Consider the following 17403-nt stretch of genomic DNA (forward strand, 5'->3'; position numbering starts at 1 on the left):
ACAGCACCCACAATCTGGAATAAAGCCGCTCCGGGAGCATGCGTTACTTCAAGTTTTACCGCAGAAGAAATATACTCGCCACAGTCCCAGAAACTGAAATTAGGTTCTATGGTCGACAAGTACGTGAAAAATGCAATGACGAAAATCACCCATCCTAAAACGGTGTTCCATTGCCTAAAAGTCCAATTTTTCATAGTATTAAATCAATTACGCGAAAATAAGGCTTTTATACGATTCTATGGTGTTTTTAACAAAATTTAAAAATTTTGGCGTAGTATTTGCGATCGTACTTCAGCTAAGATTGCAAATCAGAAAATAAATTTTGCTGAATCACAGGCTTGAAATCAAACAAAAGTTTAGTAATTATTTATTTTTTTGTATTTTTGCGGTCAGATTTTTATTGAAAATAACAAATAATGAGTAATGTTTACGATAATATTCTTGGCCTAATAGGAAATACTCCTATGGTGAAGCTTAATACTGTTACAAAAGATATTCCTGCAACCGTTTATGCCAAGTTAGAATCATATAATCCTGGACATTCCACAAAAGATAGAATAGCACTTCATATTATAGAAAACGCTGAGAAGAAAGGTTTATTAAAGGAAGATTCCGTAGTTGTAGAAACTACTTCAGGAAATACCGGGTTTTCTATTGCGATGGTCTGTATTATTAAAGGATATAAATGTATTCTGGCGGTAAGCGACAAAACAAAGCCCGAGAAAATTGCTTATCTGAAAGCATTAGGGGCTACGGTATACATATGCCCTGCCAATGTTGCTGCAGATGATCCTAGATCTTATTATGAGGTTGCTAAAAGAATAGCTTCAGAAACACCAAATTCAGTTTACATCAATCAGTATTTCAATGAATTGAATATTGATGCGCACTATCAGACTACCGGTCCTGAAATTTGGGAGCAGACAGAAGGCAAGGTTACACACCTTTTTGCCTGCACTGGAACAGGTGGAACATTGTCCGGTTCAGGTAAATTTTTGAAAGAAAAGAATCCTGATATCAAGATTATCGGTGTGGATGCGGACGGCTCGATACTAAAGAGCTACCACGAAACGGGAGAGATCCGTAAAGAAGATGTTCATCCTTATCAGATTGAAGGAATGGGAAAAAATTTGATCCCTTCTGCCCTGCTTTTTGACAAGGTAGATGAGTTTGTAAGGGTAAATGATGAGATGTCTGCTTACAGAACCCGTGAAATAGCCCTTAAAGAAGCTATCATGGGAGGATATACAACAGGAGCTGTAACCCAGGCGCTGATTCAGTATGCCCAATCCCATGAATTGACCAAAGATGACATTATAGTACTGATCTATCCTGATCACGGATCAAGATATATCACAAAGGTATACAGTGACAAATGGATGGCCGAACAAGGTTTTGTAAATAACTGCGTACATAATTACGATGAAGTTTTCAAGACAGAATTTATTAAATAGATTTAAATAAACCACGATACAAATCAAGCCTTTTGTGTTCTACAGGAAAGGCTTTTTTACTTAAAATTACGATACAAAATGTTGGATATTTTTGAAAGAATAAAAGAAAATCCAGGACCTCTTGGACAGTTTGCAGATTACGGTGAAGGTTATTTTATCTTCCCAAGACTAGAAGGACCTATCGGGCCGAGAATGCAGTTTCAGGGAAGAGAAGTGATTTTCTGGAGTGCCAATGACTATTTAGGATTATGTAATCACCCTGAGGTGATAGAGGCTGATGCTAAAGCCGCTGCAGAATATGGAATGTTTTATCCAATGGGCGCAAGAGCTATGTCCGGTGAAACAGAACAGCACCTTCAGCTGGAAAGAGAACTGGCAGATTTTGTACAAAAAGAATCAGCGTACTTATTGAATTTCGGGTACCAGGGAATGGTTTCTACCATTGATGCTTTGGTAAGCAGAAATGATGTGATTGTATATGACGTGGATTCTCATGCCTGTATTGTAGACGGAGTAAGACTTCACTCCGGGAAAAGATTTACCTACAGACACAATGATATTGAAAGTCTTGAAAAAAACCTTCAGAGAGCAACAAAAGTAGCTGAAGAAACCGGAGGCGGTATTCTTGTCATTACGGAAGGAGTTTTCGGAATGAGAGGCCAGCAGGGAAAACTTAAAGAAATCTGTGATCTTAAATCCAAATACAGCTTCAGACTGCTTGTAGATGATGCACACGGATTCGGAACTCTTGGAAAAACAGGAGCCGGAGCAGGTGAAGAGCAGGGATGCCAGGACCAGATCGATGTATACTTCTCTACATTTGCCAAATCTATGGCAGGTTTCGGAGCTTTTCTTGCCGGTGATAAAGAGATCATCAGATATCTGAAATTCAACTTAAGATCTCAGATCTTTGCCAAATCTCTTACAATGCCAATGGTAATCGGAGGGTTGAAAAGACTGGAACTTTTAAGAACCAGACCGGAAATTAAAGCTAAGCTTTGGGAAAATGTAAACAAATTACAAAGCGGACTTACAGAGAGAGGATTCAATATTGGAAATACCAACACCTGCGTAACACCAGTAATGATGCAGGGAACTCCGGTAGAAGCTACTCTTCTTGTAAAAGATTTAAGAGAAAATTATCGAATTTTCACCTCTGTAGTTGTTTATCCGGTAATTCCAAAGGGAATGATCCTGTTAAGATTGATTCCTACTGCTTCCCATACCGATGCAGAAATTAATGAAACATTAGCTGCGTTTGAAGCTATTCATGATAAACTAGTAAGTGGTTACTATAAAGAGCAGGAACAGAAACTTCTGCAAGAGCAGGGTTTAAGTTTTAAGCCAATCTAATGAAAAAGATAAAACCACTGAAAATTTCAGTGGTTTTTTTATGGAACGCTTTATTTTAAATCATAACAAAAATGAAATTCAAAGGTTATATGCTGGGAATTTTATCAGCCATTTCATTCGGGCTGATTCCTATTTTTATCCTTCCTCTGAAGCAGGCTCACTTTTCTATGGACATTACTTTGTTCTATAGATTTTTATTTTCAGCGATGATGGTCGGCGGATACCTGCTGTATTCCAAAGAGCGTTTCAGGATCAATAAGAAAGAAACTCTGATCCTTGCTGTTTTGGGAGTATGCTATGCTCTTTCCTCAGAGTTTTTATTTATCGGTTATGATTTTCTTACGCCGGGAATTGCTTCTACCGTTCTTTTCATTTATCCGGTTATTGTTGCTTTAATCATGTTTTTCTTTTATAAGGAAAAGCTTACCAGCCTTTCGGTAGGATCTTTGGTTTTTGCTTTTGCAGGTGTTATTGTCTTATGCTTAAAAGAAAAAGGCCTGGAAATCAATTTTGCAGGTTTGGGAGTTGTCATGCTGAGTTCCCTGTTTTATGCATTGTATATGGTGATTGTAAATAAATCGGATATGAAAGTCTCCGGGTTTAAGCTTTCTTTTTATTCAATGCTATTCACCTCAGGATTTTTTATGATAAAAGCCTTTACAGAAGGTGAATCTTTTGTTATTCCTTCCCTGTCTGTTTTTTTTAATTTCATTGTCTTTGCTTTTCTGACGACTGTAATTTCCGGCCTATGCTTAGTGTATGCTATAAAATATATCGGATCTACGCCTACCGCTATTTTAGGGGCACTGGAACCGGTAGTTGCTGTAATGGTAAGCGTGCTGATGTTCCATGAAAGGTTTACTGTAAATCTGCTTATTGGCATTATTCTGATTCTTTTAGGGGTTATTTTAAATGTGATTGCGGATAATAAAAAGTCCAAACATCATGAGATTTTAGAAAATGCATAAACATTTAATTTTGATAAGGTCAATTGCAGCATACGGCACAATTTAACTATCTTTGCAAATAAAATCTGGTGAAGACGAAAAGCATTAAATCAATGTAAATCAACATCTTAAAACCGGATTAATATAATTAATTTGAAAAATTTCCTGTTGAAAGACCTGCTTCTCATTACTCCGCCTTTTACCCAGCTCAATACTCCATATCCGGCAACAGCTTATATAAAAGGTTTTCTGAATACTAAAAATATTTCCAGCTATCAGATCGATCTGGGACTGGACGTTATTTTAGAATTGTTTTCAAAAAGAGGATTAGAGAAAATCTTCAGCACAGGAATTAACCTTCAGGAAATATCGGAGAACTCACAGCGAATTTATGCGCTACGGGAAGAATATTTAAAGACAATAGATCAGGTTATTCCTTTTCTGCAAGGAAAAACCCCTACACTGGCCAGACAGATCTGCAGCATGAACTTCCTGCCCGAGGCGTCCCGTTTTAACCAGCTGGATGATATGGATTTTGCGTTTGGGAATATGGGACTTCAGGATAAAGCCAAGCATCTTGCCACCTTATATTTAGAGGATATTTCTGATTATATCATTGAAAATATCGATCCGGACTTCGGATTCAGCAGATATGCCGAACGCCTGGGGAAAAGTGCCAATTCTTTTGATGAGCTGTATTCTAAACTAGCAGATAAACAGACGTTTATTGATGATTTTACTTTAAAAATACTTCAGGAAAACCTAGAGTTTATCCAACCTAAATTAGTCTGTTTTTCTATTCCGTTTCCGGGAAATCTTTATGCAGGTTTCAGATGTGCCCAATATATTAAAAAACATTATCCACACATTAAAATTGCAATGGGTGGAGGATTTCCCAATACCGAACTTAGAGAAGTAAAAGATCAGAGGGTTTTTGAATTTTTTGATTTCATTACTCTTGATGATGGCGAGCTTCCTCTTGAGCTTCTTTATGAAAATTTAAACAGACCAAGCGAAACTGCAGAATACAAAAGAACATTTTTAATTGAAAACCAAAAGGTTACCTATAAAAATAACTCCAAACGTCACGACTATAAACAGGCCGAAATCGGTACTCCTGATTATACTGACCTGAAGCTGGATCAATATGTTTCTGTTATTGAAATTGCCAATCCCATGCACAGTTTATGGAGTGACGGAAGATGGAATAAGCTAACAATGGCACATGGCTGCTATTGGGGAAAATGTACTTTCTGTGATATTTCTCTGGATTATATCAGGATTTATGAACCTGTTTCTGCCAAAATATTGGTTGACAGAATGGAAGAGCTCATCAAAACAACTGGTGAGACGGGATTCCATTTTGTGGATGAAGCAGCACCGCCAGCTTTAATGAGGGAAGTTGCACTGGAAATTCTACGAAGAAATCTGGTCGTTACATGGTGGACGAATATCCGTTTTGAAAAAAGCTTTTCCCGGGATTTATGCTATCTCCTGAAGCTTTCAGGCTGCGTTGCAGTTTCCGGAGGTCTTGAAGTAGCCAGTGACCGTTTATTGAGATTAATCGAAAAAGGTGTTTCGGTGGAACAGGTGGCACAGGTAACCCGAAATTTTACAGAAGCCGGGATCATGGTTCATGCCTATCTCATGTATGGCTACCCTACCCAAACCATACAGGAAACAGTGGACTCTTTGGAAATGGTAAGGCAAATGTTCGAAATGGGAATTCTGCAAAGTGGTTTCTGGCATCAGTTTGCCATGACCGCTCACTCACCTGTCGGAATCAATCCTGAAGAGTTCGGGGTAACTCCTGTCAAGGAAGAAATTCTGTTTGCCAATAATGATATTGATTTTAAAGACAAAACAGGAATCGACCACAGTAAGTTCAGCTTCGGATTGAAAAAGTCTCTTTTTAATTATATGCACGGAATCAATTTTGAAATTCCGCTTCAGGAATGGTTCGATTTTAAAATTCCGGGAACAACTATTCATCCTGACTATATTCATGACTGTCTTCTGGACGAAAATCAATTTGGCTTTAAAGCTAACTCCAAAGTTGTTTTTTTAACGAAAAACGTAATCGCTGAGAATCGCGTAAAAAATAAAAAGAAATACTCCGGTATCTATACGCTTCTTACATTTCACTTAAAAACGAACATTATAAAGATCGATCTGGAACAGGATAAGGCGGAATGGCTTCTGAATGTACTGAAAGAAAACTCTATAGAAAACCCTAAAAAAGTTACAGCTCAGCAACTTAAAAATCAGTTTGAAGAAAATTTTGAAGATTTCGAATTATTCTGGTTCTCCAAACCTATTCAGCAGCTCAAGGAAAACGGGGTAATCTTAAGTTTATAAAATTTTTGTTTTTTCTCAGAGATTTTTAAAATTGGGAAACTTTCTATAAGTTTGGCTAAAGCCAGACCAAATTTGATCTTTAATAAAAAAACGGGCTAAAGCCCGTTCCTATTGATATAAAATTTTATTTATCAGAATCTTCTTAATTGGGAGTTTCTTTTGATACGGTACCAATAGATACTTTTTCCTGAACTTTAATAAAATTAGGGTCCATAATCGCCATGCGTTCTGCCAATGCTTTATAGGTTGGGAATTTCAGGATAGAAGCTCTCCCGGACATTTCTCTGTATATGGTAAAAGATTTCCCTCCAGCTGTTTTAAGCTGTTTTGTAGTTGTGATATATCTTCCGATAAGCTTACTTTTGGCATCATAGATCTCAATATCTATAGGGGTTTTATCCATAATAGTGTCTTCAGAGCCAAAACTTACTGGTAAATTGGAAAAATAGCCCACAGGAACACCATTGCTGAGAATCTCGCCTACTTTATTGACCTCAATATTCATCTTGTCTATTTTCTTTCTGATCGCATAAGCATCTTTTGTTTTAGCGTCCAGCTTTCTTTTCGGAACATTTGAAAAAATCTCATCAAGATTTTTGACATTGATCCCTTTGTTATCAATGATTTTTAACCCTTTTATAGAAGTATATACTGCTGACTTTTCTTCACCGGAAAATGCGGACGGAGAAATATAATCCAGCTCTATGGTTTTATCACGGTTATAAACCCTGTTTAGATTAATATAACTGTCTCTTACAGAATCCACAATGCTTTTATCTATGAACTCTATGGTATACATGGGAGTCTCATTGAGATCCATAAATGTATAGACATTGGATTTGTTGGAGATCTTGGCGACATGAACACCGTCAAGACTTATAATACCTCTTTTGGTTTTGAAATTTTGGGCATTGCACAGGATTCCCAGAACGGTAAAGAATATGATTATACTTTTCTTCATAAAATCAGACTTTTACACAACATAAAAAAAAGTGTAACCAAAGTTACACTTTCTTGAAAATATATTTAGCTTTTCATTTAATTATTCACAAAGGATAATTCCTTTATCATGATTAAATTCTACAACACCGCTTTTGATAGGATAAGAAAAAACAGAGTCTTTCTCATTTTCTTTGGTAAAGTTTTTAGCATAAGATTCTCCTACAGAAGAAGTAAAAAGCTTCACCTTACCTCCGATTAAAGAAGAAACAATAGCTGCGTGGTTTTTCATGATGTGGAATTCACCATTTTTCCCCGGCAACAATACAGAGTTTACTTCTCCTTCAAAAACTACGTATTCTGGTGTTAAAATTTTTATATTCATTTTTTTATGAATTATAGATTATAGATTTTAAATTTTAAATGATTTTTCAATCTAAAATCTAAAATTTAACATTTAAATTTTCTTAAGCGTTTTCAGCTAACATTTTTTGTCCAGCTTCGATAGCTTCCTCGATAGTTCCTTTCAGGTTGAAAGCAGCTTCCGGTAAATGGTCTAATTCACCATCCATAATCATGTTGAATCCTTTGATAGTATCTTTGATGTCTACCAATGATCCTGGGATACCTGTAAACTGTTCAGCTACGTGGAAAGGCTGAGAAAGGAATCTCTGAACTTTTCTTGCACGGTAAACTACTGATTTATCTTCTTCAGAAAGTTCTTCCATACCAAGAATCGCGATGATATCCTGAAGCGCTTTGTATCTCTGAAGAATTTCTTTTACTCTCTGAGCACAGTCATAATGTTCAGCACCGATAATTTCCGGAGCAAGGATTCTTGAAGTAGAAGCCAATGGATCTACCGCAGGATAGATACCTAATGAAGCAATCTTTCTGTCTAGTACCGTAGTTGCATCCAAGTGAGCAAACGTAGTTGCAGGAGCCGGGTCAGTTAAGTCATCCGCAGGTACGTAAACCGCCTGTACTGAAGTAATTGAACCGTTTTTAGTTGAAGTAATTCTTTCCTGCATCGCTCCCATTTCAGAAGCAAGAGTCGGTTGGTAACCTACCGCTGATGGCATACGGCCAAGTAGTGCAGATACCTCAGAACCAGCCTGTGTAAAACGGAAGATGTTGTCTACGAAGAAAAGTACGTCTCTACCTTGTCCGCTTTCACCACCGTCTCTGTAGTATTCAGCCAATGTAAGACCTGAAAGGGCTACTCTCGCTCTTGCACCTGGCGGCTCGTTCATCTGTCCGAAAACGAATGCAGCTTTTGAATCTTTCATCGCTTCTAAATCTACTTTAGAAAGATCCCAACCTCCGTTTTCCATAGAGTGCATGAAATCATCACCATATTTGATAATTCCTGATTCAAGCATCTCTCTCAAAAGGTCATTTCCTTCTCTCGTTCTTTCACCTACTCCGGCGAAAACTGAAAGACCTCCGTGTCCTTTTGCAATATTGTTAATCAACTCCTGGATCAATACTGTTTTACCTACACCGGCACCACCGAACAATCCGATCTTACCTCCTTTTGCGTAAGGCTCGATAAGGTCGATTACTTTAATACCTGTAAATAAAACTTCCGCAGAAGTTGAAAGTTGATCAAATTTTGGAGCTGGTCTGTGAATTGGCAGACCACCTTCTTTAGAAATATTTTGAAGTCCGTCGATAGCATCCCCAACAACGTTGAATAGTCTTCCGTTTACAGCTTCACCGATTGGCATGGTAATAGGATTTCCAAATCCAATTACGTCCTGCCCTCTTTTAAGACCGTCAGTAGCGTCCATTGCGATACATCTTACTGTATCTTCGCCAATATGTTGTTCTACCTCTAAAACTACTTTTTCACCGTTTTCTTTTGTAATTTCTAACGCGTCATAGATTGCTGGAACAGCTTCCACATCTGTGAAGACAACGTCGATTACCGGACCAATAATTTGAGAAATTTTACCTTTAATTTGGTTTGCCATTGCTAAATTTTTTCTTGGTGCAAATATAATGATTCTTCATAAACCCACAATTGGTAAAAAAAAGATTTTTATCATACTTTTTTATTAATTTACGAATGTATCGATTTGACAATATAACAAGGATATTGTCTGGAAATATTGGTAAACCGTTAAATTGGTACATTGGTACATTATCTTTATATTTGCACTCAAATTTTTCCGTTTTGAAAATTTTCAAGAATTTTAAAGATTATTCCTCCCAAAAGCCTTTAGCATTATCTCTAGGAATGTTTGACGGAGTACATCTGGGACATAAAAGTATTATTGATGAACTGATCAATGTGGGCACAGAAAACAATCTGGAAACTGCTATCCTTACTTTTTGGCCGCATCCCCGTTTTGTTTTCAACCCGAATGAAGATCTCAGACTTCTCAATACACTGGAAGAGAAAAAACAGCTGATTGAAAAATACGGCATCAATCATTTATTCCTGAAAGAATTTGATGAAGAGTTCAGAAACCTTACGGGAGAAGAATTCGTACGCCAGATCCTTATTGATAAACTGAATGTAAAATACCTTATTATAGGTTACGACCATTCTTTCGGAAAAAATAAGAGCGGTAATTTTGAACTTCTTGAGAAACTATCAAAAGAACTGGGTTTTGTTGTGGAACAAATGGAAGCCATCAACATCTACGAAAACAATATCAGCTCCACTAAAATCCGTAATGCTCTGTTAGCAGGCAATATAAAGGAGGCCAATGAAATGCTGGGTTACTCCTACTCTGTTTCCGGAACCGTTGTTCATGGAAAAAAGATTGGAAGAACCATCGGTTATCCTACCGCCAATATTGAAACGGAATCTATCAAACTTCTTCCAAAAAAAGGAGCTTATATTGTAGAAGCCGAAGTAAAAGGACAGCAATATAAAGGAATGCTCAGCATCGGTACCAATCCTACCGTAAATGGAGAGAAATTAACCGTTGAAGTGTATATTCTTGATTTTGACGGCGATATCTACGATGAAAAGATTACTGTAAAATTCAGGGACTTTCTGCATGACGAGATTAAGTTTGAAGGCCTTGAAAAGCTTATTGAAAGGCTGGATGAGGACAAAAGACTGACCCAGGAGTTTCAATTTTAGCTATTTACAATTTCTTCCTTAGCTTTCTTCGTTAGTGAATTAAACACTAATTCGTAAGAATGATCGATCAGTTTAAAGATCAAATCTCTTTTCAATCCGTCTGCAAGTACAGAGTTCCAATGGGTTTTGTTCATATGGAATGCGCCGGTGATCTGCGGATGTTGTTCGCGAAGCTCTGCACTCCACTCTGGGTCTGTTTTTACATTAATACTTAACGGCTGCTTTTCTAAGGGCATCAGCAGGAACATTTTTGTCCCGACTTTCATCACAAGTGTTTCATTATCAAAAGGGAAAGTTTCCGTGACTCCTTTTTTTGTCAGGCAATAATCTAAAACTTCGTTGGCATCCATGAATTTATAATTGATAAATGATTAATGATCATTGATATTAATTTCAAATTTAGTAAATTTAAGAAAGAAATAATATCATAACCAATCACAATTATTATGAAAGCTTTGGTCATCGGTGCAACAGGCGCTACAGGAAAAGATCTGGTTAAGCAATTGCTTAACGATAAGGAGTTTGAAGAAATTGATATTTTCGTAAGAAAGCCTGTGGATATCCAGAATGATAAGTTGAATGTTCATGTAGTTGATTTTGAAAAACCGGAAGAATGGAAAGATAAAGTAAAGGGTGACATTGCGTTTTCATGTCTTGGAACTACATTGAAAGATGCCGGAAGCAAAGAAGCTCAAAGAAAAGTAGATTTCGATTACCAGTATGAGTTTGCAAAGGCAGCGAAGGAAAACGACGTGGAAGATTATGTTCTTGTATCGGCTTACGGAGCCAATCCAAAATCTAAAATTTTCTATTCGAAAATGAAAGGTGAACTGGAAGAAGCCGTCAAGCAGCTCCATTTTAATAAAATTACCATTTTCAAACCCGGAATGCTTGAAAGAAAGGATTCTGAAAGAACCGGAGAAGTTCTGGGCAGCAGGATTATAAAATTTGCAAACAAACTGGGACTTTTGGAAAGCCAGAAGCCTTTACCTACAGATGTTCTGGCTAAAGCCATGATCAATTCGTCCAAAATAAAAAGCAACGGCTACTCCAGCATTAAACTGGGGAATATTTTCTGCTTTGCGGAAAAAACTGATCAATAAAAGCCGGCTGAGCATTTTTATTTAGTAGTTTTTGCACCAATACTGTTTCCTAATTTTTCATATTCAATATCATCAGGCTCCCAAAGCTCTATTTTGTTGCCTTCTATATCCATGATGTGAACAAATTTACCGTATTCATAGGTCTCAATTTTGTCAACAATGGTAACGTTTTCTTTTTTCAGCTGTTCAACGAGCTTTTCAAGATTCTGGACGCGGTAGTTGATCATGAAATCTTTTTCAGAAGGCTGAAAGTATTTCGTTTTATCACTAAACGGGCTCCACTGGCTAAATCCTTTTTTAGAATTGTCCGAGCCCTGATACCATTCAAATACGGCTCCATACTCATTGGTGCTAAGTCCCAGATGATCTTTATACCAATCTCTCATCTTTTTGGGATCCTTACATTTAAAGAAAATCCCACCGATTCCCGTAACTCTTTTTACATCATCTGAATTCTTTTCTGTAGCTGATTTAAAGGCGAAACCGAGCATAAAAGAAGCCAGAATACAAAGGGCAAAAATTAGTTTTTTCATGAGCAAAAATTTATTTTTTATAAAAATATATTTTTTTCGGATACTTTGAGCATATTATTGGTTGTTTATAAACGCTTCGACTCCGCTCAGCGTGACATTTCTAATACTACTTGTATTGTTTAAACTGTCACGCTGAGCGGAGTCGAAGCGTTAATTATGCTTTATCTTACTTCAAATACTTCGTAATAGCCTCATCCGTAGGTTTTGTAGTACTTACAAAGGTATCAATCAGTTTTCCGTTTTCATCCAGCAGGAATTTGGTGAAATTCCAAAGGATCGTTGTATTCTTAACTCCGTTGAGCTCTTTTTCTGTTAAATATTTAAAAATAGGAGCTGTATCATCTCCTTTTACAGAAACTTTAGCCGCTAAAGGAAAGGTCACTCCATAATTTTTCTGGCAGAATGCTCCAATTTCAGTATTGGTTCCCGGCTCCTGACCTCCAAAATTATTGGCAGGAAAGCCTACAATAACAAGTTTATCTTTGTATTCTTCATACACTTTTTCCAGGTCTGCATACTGCGGCGTGAATCCGCACTCCGATGCTGTGTTTACGATAAGGATCTTTTTTCCTTTAAAGTCTGCAAAGTTAATCTCCTTACCATCAAGGCTTTCAACTTTAAAATCATATATTGTTTTTCCCATAAGTTCGTTGGTTTTAGCTTGAGAAATTTCACTTTTCTGATTGGTACAGTTCTGTAAAAATGCCACAAAAGAAAGCAGCAATAAGAAAATCTTTTTCATTCCTATAAATTTTAGCGGGCAGTTCTGCCACAGTTATTTTCCAAAAAATGTAACTCTTACATTATTATGCTCCAGCCTAGAATTTAAATGTATTGGCAGGGAAAACTTTATTCACATCTATTCTGTTTAGAATCATAACGAAGTCTCCATCCTTTTTAGTACTTGAAGATTCAATCTTAAAAGGCATGGAAAGATTTCCTACTTTCTTATAATCGGCATATATCAGTGTTTCGTCCTTTTTAACTTCTTTCAAAAGCATGTATGTTTTAACATCGAAATAATAAATATTTTTATTTACATTTTTAGTTAATTCCACTTTATGGCAATAGATTTCACCTACTTTTTCCTTTCCCAGATATTTGGCATCAAACCCTTTGTTTTCCCAGTCGATAAAGTCATTATCAAAGCTTTCAGGGACATATTCAGGGTATACCTGAAGTTTGTTGGCTGCATAATTCATTGCATATCCTTTAGTTCCGTCAAAGCCTTCTATTGCTGTTTCTTTCCCGTTAATGGTTATCACTGTTTTAGTAAGATTGGGGCGCTGCTGAAAAATTTTTATAGGGTATTCATCTTTAACTCCCAGGATCACTTTTCCCTGCAACAGTACTGAATTTAAGAGCTTCCAGTTCATTAATCCTCCGGATAGTTCTATATTTTTTTCTATAATCTCTTTTGCTGTTTGCGCGAAAGACAACTGTGAAAGTATCAGCACGAATACAAAAAATAATTTCTTCATTAATCTTATTTATATTTCAAATATAAGGGGAATTGGGCGAAAATGCAAAGAAGTGAAGACAATTGGGAAAACGGTAAGAGCAATATTATCTCTGTCTTTTCTTCCTTAAATTAATTTCCTGGCTTTTTCCAGATCTTCAGGAGTATCAATTCCTACCCCAATGAAATTGGTTTCTATTAACTTGATCTTCATTCCATATTCCAGGTAACGGATACATTCTATCTTTTCTGATATCTCAAGAGGCTTCATTTCCAGCTTTGAGAACTGAAGCAGTGCATGCTTCCTGAAAGCGTATACTCCAATATGCTTAAAATAGGTTACATCGTAAGAAACTTCTCTGTGAAAAGGAATGACGGAACGGCTGAAATAAAGGGCAAATCCATTGTTGTCCGTAATTACTTTTACATTATTCGGATTTTCAATTTCTTCTTTTTCCGTCAGTTTTATCTTTAATGAAGCCAGCGAAATTTCCTGATTATCGTCTTCTTTAAAAACCTCAATCAGCTGCTTTAAAGGCTCCAGTTTAAGAAAAGGTTCGTCACCCTGAACATTGATAACAATATCACAGTCGATATTCTGTACCGCTTCTGCAATACGGTCGCTTCCGGTTTCATGCTGCCCTGTCATGACAGCTTTTCCGCCATTACGTACAATTTCATCAAAGATGATCGTTGAATCCGTAGCCACAAATACTTCATCGAACAGCCCGGTTTCTGCAACGTTCTGATAGGTGGTCGTGATGACTGTTTTTTCACCCAACATCTGCATTAGCTTTGCCGGAAAGCGGCTGGCTTCGTAACGGGCGGGAATGACAGCTATAATTTTCATTGATAGATTATTAAAATTAATATAACCGATTATTTATATCTTAATAAACGCTTCGACTCCGCTCAGCGTGACACTGCTAATCCTAATTTTTTGTGAAAACGTGTCATGCCGAGCGGAGCCGAAGCATTTATTTTATCTATAACAGCATAACAGTTTTTAGCATTTAAAATATTGATAAACTGTTAGGTACATTGTTACATTGAAGAATTACTTCAAATTGTTCAGTGCATTTTCAAGTTTCGGAAGCATCACTTTGATCTCATCAACCGCTAAACCACCTACGGAAGCACGGAACCAAGGCTCAGATTTTGCTTCACCGAAAGCTGAGAACGGTACTAAAGCAACCCCGGCATCATTGATCAGATAAAATACCAGATCGGAAGAGTTTTCAATAACAGATCCGTCAGGTTTGGTTTTTCCGATATAGTCTAATTTAATGGTAAGATACAGAGCTCCCATCGGTTCAATGCTTTCTACTGCTAAACCTTTTCCTTTCAAATCCTGGATTCCTCCGTGAAGAATTTTCAGGCTTTCCTCCAGTTTTCCTTTGAAATCTTCTACAAATACATTGACGTTTTCTGTATTTTCAAAGAATTTTGCGGTAGCTTCCTGTTCAGGTTTAGGCGCCCATGCTCCAACGTGCGTTAAAAGGGCTTTCATTTTATCAAGAATATGAGAAGGCCCGAATCCCCAACCTACACGTACACCAGTTGCGGCAAGGCATTTAGAGATCCCGTCAATATAGATGGTGTATTCCTTCAGTTCAGGGAAGAGAGAAACCGGATCTACATGTTTTGCACCAAAAGTAAGGTTAGAATAGATCTGGTCATACATCAGGTACAACGGCTTTTCGTCTGCTCCTCTTTTTCTGTTTTCTTCAAGAACCAGTTCGCAGATATCTGAAAGCTGCTCTTTTGTAAACATGGTTCCTGTAGGATTCAGCGGTGAACACAGGGCTAACAGGACTGCTCCACTTAAGTGTGGTCTCAAATCGTCAGCGGTTGGAAGGAAATTGTTTTCAGGGGTTGTTTTCACTTCTACTGCTTCTGCAGAAGTAAGGTAAGCATAGTGATTGTTGTTCCATGACGGTGTAGGATATACTACTTTATCACCTTCATCAACAATTGTCTTGTAAACTGCATAAATCAATGGTCTTGATCCGGCAGTAATTAAAATATCGTTGGGTGAATATTCCAGGTTCCATCTGTTTTTCAGGTCTCTGGAAACTTCTTTTCTTAAAGATAAAAGTCCGTTTGCAGGCGGATAGTTCGTCAGATTATTCTGATATGCCTTCTGAATCTCCTCTTTCAGCAGTGCCGGGATGGGATAGAGATTAGAATTCAGGTCACCAATAGTAAGATTGGCTATTTCCGCTCCTTTTGCTTTTAAATCATTTACTTCATTACCAATTTTTACAATTTCAGAACCAATCAGGTTCGCCGCTAATTTTGAAACTTTCACTTTATTTTTATTTAAATTTATATTTTTTATGGGATTAGGGATTAGGATTTAGTTTTGAGTGTAAAATTCCCTGGTTCCTAAATCCTAATCCCTATTTTCTTATGTCAACTGTAAATCTTTTCTTACGTCTTCTATTTTAGCTTCCAGAGATTTTAATTTATCCCTGAAATCAGCTTCAGAAGTAACAGCATCTTTTACAGAAATATAAAACTTGATTTTCGGTTCTGTACCGGAAGGTCTTATACATACTTTAGTGCCGTCCTGGGTATAATAAATCAGTACATTCGATTTTGGAATGTCATTCATTACTTTTGTTTCGTTCTTTGAAACAGAGAAGCTGGTTTGTTCTTTAAAGTCTTTAACTTCTTCCACTAATGATCCAGCTAACTCCTTTGGCGGGTTTTCGCGGAAGTTTTTCATCATATTCTGAATTTCTTCAGCGCCTTCTTTCCCTTTTCTTACGATATTCACCAATCCTTCATAATACATTCCAAGATCCTGGTAAATCTCAATCAAGTACTGGTACATTGTTCTTCCGTTAGCTTTACACCAGGCAGCAATTTCACATGCTAAAAGAATACTTCCGCAAGAATCTTTATCGCGGACAAAATCTCCGGTCATAAAACCAAAGCTTTCTTCACCACCGCAAACGAATTTTTCTTTTCCTTCTGCCTCGCGGATCATTTTTCCGATCCATTTAAATCCTGTTAATCCAACTTTGCAGTCAACGCCAAATTTCTGGGCAATATCAAAGAAAATATCTGAAGTTACAATGGTAGAACCAATGAACTCTTTTCCTGTAATTTTTCCCTGCTTTCTCCACTCGTTCAAAATATAGTAGGTAAGAATCGTGTTGGTCTGATTTCCGTTCAGAAGCTGCATTTCACCGTCAAGATTTCTTACGGCAATTCCCAGTCTGTCACCATCCGGATCCGTACCGATCACAATATCTGCGTTGGTAATTCTTGCCAGATCCATAGCCATTTCCAATGCTGCCGGCTCTTCAGGGTTTGGAGATTCTACCGTAGTAAAATTGCCGCTCGGGATCATCTGTTCTTTTACCAGATCCACTTTTTTAAATCCTGCTTTTTCCAAAGCTTTCGGAACTGTAGTATAAGTGGTACCATGGATAGAGGTGAAAACAATATTTAAGTTTTCTTTCCCAACATTTTGGTAGGTTGAATTTTCAATACAGGCATCGATATACACATCGTCCTGCTCTTCCCCGATCCATTCGATCAGGTCATCATTTCCATTGAATTTAATTTCATCAAATTTAACGGCATATACTTCATTAATAATCGCTTCGTCATGTGGAGGAACAATCTGTGCTCCATCGTTCCAGTATACTTTATAGCCGTTATATTCCGGCGGATTATGAGAGGCTGTAAGTACAATTCCTCCGTTACATTTTTTGTCTCTTACGGTAAAAGAAAGTTCCGGAGTCGGTCTGTGATCTTTGAAAAGAAGCACTTTAATTCCGTTGGCAGTTAAAACGTCGGCAACCAGTTTCCCGAATTCTTTTGAGTTATGGCGTACATCGTAAGCAATAGCCACTTTGATTTCCTCACCTTTAAACTGCTGAAGCATATAATTGGCCAATCCCTGTGTAGCCTGGCCTAAAGTATATTTATTCAATCGGTTGGTTCCTACTCCCATGATACCTCTCATCCCTCCTGTCCCGAATTCGAGTTCTCTGTAGAAGGAATCTTCCAGATCCGGAGAATTGCTGTCGATTAACAACTGTACAGCTTCTTTTGTTTCTTTATCGAATGTATCGCTTAACCAAAGCTTTGCTTTTTCTAATGTTGTCATATTTGTATTTAAGTTTGGAATCAGAAAAATT

At 37.3% G+C, this 17403-nt stretch carries 17 protein-coding genes; 6 read left to right on the forward strand and 11 right to left on the reverse strand.

The window, feature by feature from the left end; translation table 11 throughout:
* Nucleotides 1–194 (reverse strand): protein O-mannosyl-transferase family (locus BUB03_RS00005; protein WP_139258717.1); only part of this gene is annotated, 194 nt, incomplete at its 3' end.
* A gap of 222 nt (nucleotides 195–416) precedes the next feature.
* Here BUB03_RS00005 and BUB03_RS00010 point away from each other — a divergent pair.
* The 4 genes from BUB03_RS00010 to BUB03_RS00025 all read left to right on the forward strand — a co-directional run bounded on the left by BUB03_RS00010 (nucleotide 417) and on the right by BUB03_RS00025 (nucleotide 6112).
* Nucleotides 417–1454 carry a PLP-dependent cysteine synthase family protein gene (locus tag BUB03_RS00010; protein ID WP_073059390.1) on the forward strand — a complete coding sequence of 346 codons (1038 nt, stop codon included), beginning with the start codon at nucleotides 417–419 and terminating at the stop codon, nucleotides 1452–1454.
* A gap of 81 nt (nucleotides 1455–1535) precedes the next feature.
* Nucleotides 1536–2807, forward strand: coding sequence for an aminotransferase class I/II-fold pyridoxal phosphate-dependent enzyme (locus BUB03_RS00015; protein WP_175547485.1), 1272 nt, complete (start codon nucleotides 1536–1538; stop codon nucleotides 2805–2807).
* Nucleotides 2808–2878: 71 nt separating this feature from the next.
* Nucleotides 2879–3775 carry a DMT family transporter gene (locus BUB03_RS00020; RefSeq protein ID WP_073059391.1) on the forward strand — a complete coding sequence of 299 codons (897 nt, stop codon included), beginning with the start codon at nucleotides 2879–2881 and terminating at the stop codon, nucleotides 3773–3775.
* A 147-nt stretch (nucleotides 3776–3922) separates the two neighbouring features.
* Complete coding sequence (locus tag BUB03_RS00025; RefSeq protein WP_073059393.1) at nucleotides 3923–6112, forward strand: B12-binding domain-containing radical SAM protein; 2190 nt, start codon at nucleotides 3923–3925, stop codon at nucleotides 6110–6112.
* Nucleotides 6113–6254: 142 nt separating this feature from the next.
* Here BUB03_RS00025 and BUB03_RS00030 read toward each other — a convergent pair whose 3' ends face one another.
* The 3 genes from BUB03_RS00030 to atpD all read right to left on the reverse strand — a co-directional run bounded on the left by BUB03_RS00030 (nucleotide 6255) and on the right by atpD (nucleotide 9027).
* Nucleotides 6255–7073, reverse strand: a complete 819-nt coding sequence (locus BUB03_RS00030; protein ID WP_073059394.1) for a hypothetical protein — start codon at nucleotides 7071–7073, stop codon at nucleotides 6255–6257.
* An 81-nt stretch (nucleotides 7074–7154) separates the two neighbouring features.
* On the reverse strand, nucleotides 7155–7436 hold the full coding sequence (locus BUB03_RS00035; RefSeq protein ID WP_073059396.1) for a FoF1 ATP synthase subunit delta/epsilon: 282 nt from the start codon (nucleotides 7434–7436) through the stop codon (nucleotides 7155–7157).
* An 82-nt stretch (nucleotides 7437–7518) separates the two neighbouring features.
* Nucleotides 7519–9027, reverse strand: a complete 1509-nt coding sequence (atpD, locus tag BUB03_RS00040) for a F0F1 ATP synthase subunit beta (protein ID WP_040994950.1) — start codon at nucleotides 9025–9027, stop codon at nucleotides 7519–7521.
* Nucleotides 9028–9230: 203 nt separating this feature from the next.
* On the opposite strand from atpD, the gene BUB03_RS00050 reads away from it, so the two are divergent.
* The gene (locus tag BUB03_RS00050; protein ID WP_073059400.1) at nucleotides 9231–10151 is read left to right on the forward strand and encodes a bifunctional riboflavin kinase/FAD synthetase; all 921 of its coding nucleotides are present in this window, start codon (nucleotides 9231–9233) and stop codon (nucleotides 10149–10151) included.
* Here the strand turns inward: BUB03_RS00050 and BUB03_RS00055 are convergent.
* Nucleotides 10148–10501 carry an MmcQ/YjbR family DNA-binding protein gene (locus tag BUB03_RS00055; RefSeq protein ID WP_073059402.1) on the reverse strand — a complete coding sequence of 118 codons (354 nt, stop codon included), beginning with the start codon at nucleotides 10499–10501 and terminating at the stop codon, nucleotides 10148–10150. The two genes, BUB03_RS00050 and BUB03_RS00055, sit on opposite strands and share 4 nt — an antisense overlap.
* 96 nt (nucleotides 10502–10597) lie before the next feature.
* Between BUB03_RS00055 and BUB03_RS00060 the strand changes: the two genes are divergently transcribed.
* Nucleotides 10598–11254: an NAD(P)H-binding protein gene (locus tag BUB03_RS00060; RefSeq protein WP_073059404.1), complete on the forward strand. Its 657-nt coding sequence runs from the start codon at nucleotides 10598–10600 to the stop codon at nucleotides 11252–11254.
* Nucleotides 11255–11271: 17 nt separating this feature from the next.
* Here BUB03_RS00060 and BUB03_RS00065 read toward each other — a convergent pair whose 3' ends face one another.
* The 6 genes from BUB03_RS00065 to BUB03_RS00090 form a co-directional block, all read right to left on the reverse strand.
* The gene (locus BUB03_RS00065) at nucleotides 11272–11787 is read right to left on the reverse strand and encodes a VOC family protein (RefSeq protein WP_317041460.1); all 516 of its coding nucleotides are present in this window, start codon (nucleotides 11785–11787) and stop codon (nucleotides 11272–11274) included.
* Nucleotides 11788–11953: 166 nt separating this feature from the next.
* Nucleotides 11954–12529: a glutathione peroxidase gene (locus tag BUB03_RS00070; protein ID WP_040994944.1), complete on the reverse strand. Its 576-nt coding sequence runs from the start codon at nucleotides 12527–12529 to the stop codon at nucleotides 11954–11956.
* Nucleotides 12530–12605: 76 nt separating this feature from the next.
* Nucleotides 12606–13268 (reverse strand): hypothetical protein, encoded by a 663-nt coding sequence (locus BUB03_RS00075; protein ID WP_040994942.1) that lies wholly within the window; start codon nucleotides 13266–13268, stop codon nucleotides 12606–12608.
* Between the two features lie 105 nt (nucleotides 13269–13373).
* On the reverse strand, nucleotides 13374–14096 hold the full coding sequence (kdsB, locus tag BUB03_RS00080; RefSeq protein ID WP_040994941.1) for a 3-deoxy-manno-octulosonate cytidylyltransferase: 723 nt from the start codon (nucleotides 14094–14096) through the stop codon (nucleotides 13374–13376).
* Between the two features lie 207 nt (nucleotides 14097–14303).
* Nucleotides 14304–15557 carry a pyridoxal phosphate-dependent aminotransferase gene (locus tag BUB03_RS00085; protein WP_040994939.1) on the reverse strand — a complete coding sequence of 418 codons (1254 nt, stop codon included), beginning with the start codon at nucleotides 15555–15557 and terminating at the stop codon, nucleotides 14304–14306.
* Between the two features lie 99 nt (nucleotides 15558–15656).
* Entirely contained in the window at nucleotides 15657–17372 is a 1716-nt protein-coding gene (locus BUB03_RS00090) for a phospho-sugar mutase (protein WP_073059405.1), read from the reverse strand.
* Nucleotides 17373–17403: the final 31 nt, after the last annotated feature.

This window comes from Chryseobacterium oranimense, assembly GCF_900129755.1.
GTDB classification, from domain to species: domain Bacteria; phylum Bacteroidota; class Bacteroidia; order Flavobacteriales; family Weeksellaceae; genus Chryseobacterium; species Chryseobacterium oranimense.